We start from the raw sequence: 3,465 nt of genomic DNA on the forward strand, positions 1-3,465 counted from the left end.
GGCCTCGCCCGCGCCGACCTCGGCGTAGCCCTCGCGCACCTTCTCCGCGACCTTCTTGGTGTACTCGCGAAGGGCGGAGTCCTCGTCCGGGAAGACCTTCTCCTTGCGCTGCCCGGCCGTGCCGATGCGGCCGTAGGTGACGATGAAGGTGGCGCCCTGCACCTCGGGCATCCAGAACTTGGAGCTGCTGCCGTCGACGAACTCGAACCTGCGCATGGCCGGCAGGCTACCGCACCCGGAGGCCGTGCGCCTCAGTCCGCGTGCGCCGCCAGCGAGCGCAGGCCTTCGTCGCGCGACACGCTGCCCGTGTAGCCCAGCTCCAGCCGGGCCTTCTCGTCGCTCACCGTCACCTCCTGGCCCGCCAGCAGCAGCTCCGTGCGCGTGAGCGGCGGGGTGCCCTTGAGGCCCAGCACGTCCCACACCACGTCGCTCACCACCGCCACCGCCGCCGCGAGCGCCGTGGGGATGGCCTTGTAGCCGGGCGTCACCCCCTGCGTCTTCAGGAGCGCGGTGATGAAGGTGCGGAACTCCACCGGCGGGCCGTCGGTGAGGAAGTACGCCTGGCCGCCCTGGCCCTTCTCGGCCGCCAGCAGCAGGCCCTCCACGACGTTGGTCACGTGGCAGGTGGACGTCAGGTAGTGCCCGCCGCCAATCCAGCGGAAGCGCCCCGACTTCACCGCGGCCACCAGCGACGGCAGCAGCACGGTGTCCCCCGGCCCCCAGACCATCCGGGGCCGCACCGCCAGGGTGGTGAAGTCCGGCGAGTTGACGCGGAGCACCAGCCGCTCGGCCTCGCCCTTGGTGGACGGGTACGGGCCCACGGGGCGCGCGGGCAGCGGGTGGGTTTCATTGAGGTTGGCCATGGGGCCGCCATCCACCAGCACGGCCTCGGTGCTCACGTGGATGAGCCGCTTCACCCCCGCCGCGCGCGCCGCCTCCAGCACCGCCTCCGTGCCGCGCACGTTGGCCTCGTAGAACTCCGCGCGCGGGCCCGACAGCTTCACGTGTGCCGCGGCGTGGAAGACGGTGTCGCAGCCCTCCATGCCCAGGCGCAGCCGCTCCACGTCGCTCAGCGCGCCGTCCCAGGGCTCGCCCCCCGCGGCCTGCACCGCCGAGGCGGCCTGGGGAGAACGGGCCAGCGCGCGCGCCGGCTCCCCACGCTTCGCGAGCGCCGCGAGCAGGTGCTTCCCGACGAACCCCGAGCCACCGGTGACGAACGCGCGCACGTGTGAACCCTCCTGACGAAGACGCCGCTCCTACCATTCCCGGCGGGCCACGGGTAGCCGTGCCCGCGTCAGAACATGTCGCGCATGGAGGGCGAGGGCCCGGAGAACAGGGCGCTGGCCACCTCGAGCGACGCGTCGTCCGCCTCCAGCATCCCGGCGAGCTGGAGCGCCCGGGGCGACAGGAAGCCGGTGAAGAGGGGGGACAGGCCGCGCACGTGCAGCCGCAGCCGCCCTTCCCCTCCGACCCGGACGCGCGCGGCGCCGCCTCCCACCTCCAGCACGAAGCGGTGCTGGTTCTCCGGGAAGAGGTCGTCCTGCACGTCCAGGTGCAGCGCCCCGGACAGGCCCTGCGGCCAGCCGCGCGCCTCCAGCGCCCGGGGCACGTCCAAGAGCCGCGTCATCCAGTGCATGGACAGCTTCACCTGGTAGGTCTGCTCGCGCACCAGCGCCAGGAGCGGTTCGTCCGCGCCGCCGTGCCACAGGATGTCCTGCGCCAGCGAGCGGTGGTCGCCGAGGAAGCGCAGCAGCCGGCGCGCCGCGGCGGGCGTGGTGGCCACCAGGTCGGTGAGCTTCAGCACCTGCTTGGGCACCGACCCCTGGGGCACGAGGCTGCGGATCAGATACACGTAGCCCTCCACGCCGGAGGCCCCTTCCACGACGAAGCCGTGGGCCGTGTCGTTGCGCGGCGTGCGCACGCGCTTCCAGATGTACTCGTCCCGGTCCAGCCAGCCGTGGTGCTGGGCGGCGAAGCGCCGGTAGCACGCCTCCACCGCCGCGTCGTCCGAGGACGTCATGGGGCGCAGCATCAGGGTGCGCTCGCCCAGCTCCAGCGCGGAGGCGTCGACGTGGATTTCATACCGCGCGCCGGACACCTCGTAGCCCACACGCCGGTAGAGGGGCTGGGTGGCGGGATAGAGCACCGACAGCGGCGCGCCCCCGTCGCGCATCTCGCGCAGGAAGCGATGGAAGAGGCGCGTGGCGACGCCTCCGCCCCGGTGCGCGGGCGCGACGCCCACGCCCCCCACGCCGATCAGCGGCACGGAGCGGCCGTTGAGGAACTGTCCCATGCGGATGAGGGTGAGCGTCGCCGCCACCTGGCCGCCCTGGCGAAGCAGGCGCAGCCGCTCCGGACCGTTCTTGCGCACCGAGGCCTCGGCGTCGGCGGCGGGCATGGCGAAGGACTGCGCGATGATGTCCGCGACCGCGGCCAGCTCCTGCTCATCCCTCGGAGGTCCGTAGTCTTCCGTCGTCTCCATCCCGCATCCCCTTCCGGTGCATGCCGCGCCTCATGGACGTGGCGCTGGTCGCTCGCGAGGCAGCATGGCGCAGCGGGAGGGGGGCGCGGAAGCACATCCACCTGTCACCCGCGTCGTCGCGCACCCGCCGCCAGCCACAGCAGCGCAGCAAGACTCCAGACCTTCATGAGAACCCCCTGCTCCCATCCGGAGCCGCTCGGCCCCAAGCCCCCAGCAACAACGGTGTCAGCGCCAGCGCCGCGCCCAACCAGAACGGCGCTCCGGGCGTCAGGTGTTCGAAGGCCCACCCCGCGCCCAGCGGAGCCAGGGCCCGCGCCAGTCCGCCCCACGCATGCTGCATCCCCAACACGCGTCCGCGCTCGGTGGCCGCGGCGTGCCGGGAGAGCAAGGCCGTCACGCAGGGGAACGTAAACGCCGTGCCCAGCGGCATGAGCGCCAGCGCGACCGCCAGCCCCCAGGGGCCTTCCGCGAAGGCGAGCAGCCCAAGCCCCCCGCTCAGCAGCACCACGCCCCCTCGCCACAAGCGCGCCTCCCCCCAGCGCGTCACGGCCCGGCCCAGCAGGAGCGCCCGCGCCACCACCGCCACGGCTCCGGTGAACAGATACACCCAACCCACCGTGCGCGCGGTCAACCCGAACCGCGCGGCGAGCAGCAATGACAGCACCGCGGTGCCGCCCTGGAAGGCCCCCATCGCGAGCACGTACGTCCACACGAGCCGCGCCACGGGCTCGCGCGGATGCAACAGCACCCGCAGCACGTCGCCATTCCGGCCCTGCGAGCCGTGAGCCTCCCCGGCGGCAGCCGCCCCCGTGAGCGCCTCCGGCAGCAACCACGCGGCGAGCAGCACGTTGCAGCCCCCCAGCGCCGCCGCGAGGAACCCCGGCACGGACGGCCCCAGGTTTGCCCCCAGCGCCCCCAGCGCCGGGCCGAGCATCACGCCCAGGCTCGTCGCCGCGGACACCCGGCCCAGCGCGTGGGCCCGC

The 3,465-nt window shown here is 73.6% G+C and carries 4 protein-coding genes; all 4 read right to left on the bottom strand.

The window, feature by feature from the left end; all coding sequences use genetic code 11:
• On the bottom strand, nucleotides 1–216 hold a 216-nt coding region (locus D7V93_RS40380), incomplete at its 3' end, for a WGR domain-containing protein (RefSeq protein ID WP_120648336.1).
• Nucleotides 217–251: 35 nt separating this feature from the next.
• A complete protein-coding gene (locus tag D7V93_RS40385) occupies nucleotides 252–1,226 on the bottom strand; it encodes an NAD-dependent epimerase/dehydratase family protein (RefSeq protein WP_120648337.1) in 975 nt (324 codons plus the stop codon).
• Between the two features lie 68 nt (nucleotides 1,227–1,294).
• Complete coding sequence (locus D7V93_RS40390) at nucleotides 1,295–2,482, bottom strand: GNAT family N-acetyltransferase (protein ID WP_120648338.1); 1,188 nt, start codon at nucleotides 2,480–2,482, stop codon at nucleotides 1,295–1,297.
• 163 nt (nucleotides 2,483–2,645) lie between these two features.
• Nucleotides 2,646–3,465, bottom strand: an 820-nt coding sequence (locus D7V93_RS40395) for an MFS transporter (protein WP_147451601.1), incomplete at its 5' end; no start/stop codon positions are given.

It is taken from the genome of Corallococcus llansteffanensis (assembly GCF_003612055.1).
Classification (GTDB): Bacteria; Myxococcota; Myxococcia; order Myxococcales; family Myxococcaceae; genus Corallococcus; species Corallococcus llansteffanensis.

Coding starts and splice junctions, on each gene's coding strand:
- D7V93_RS40390 (WP_120648338.1), bottom strand. CDS start 2,482: ATGGAGACGACGGAAGACTACGGACCTCCGAGGGATGAGCAGGAGCTG.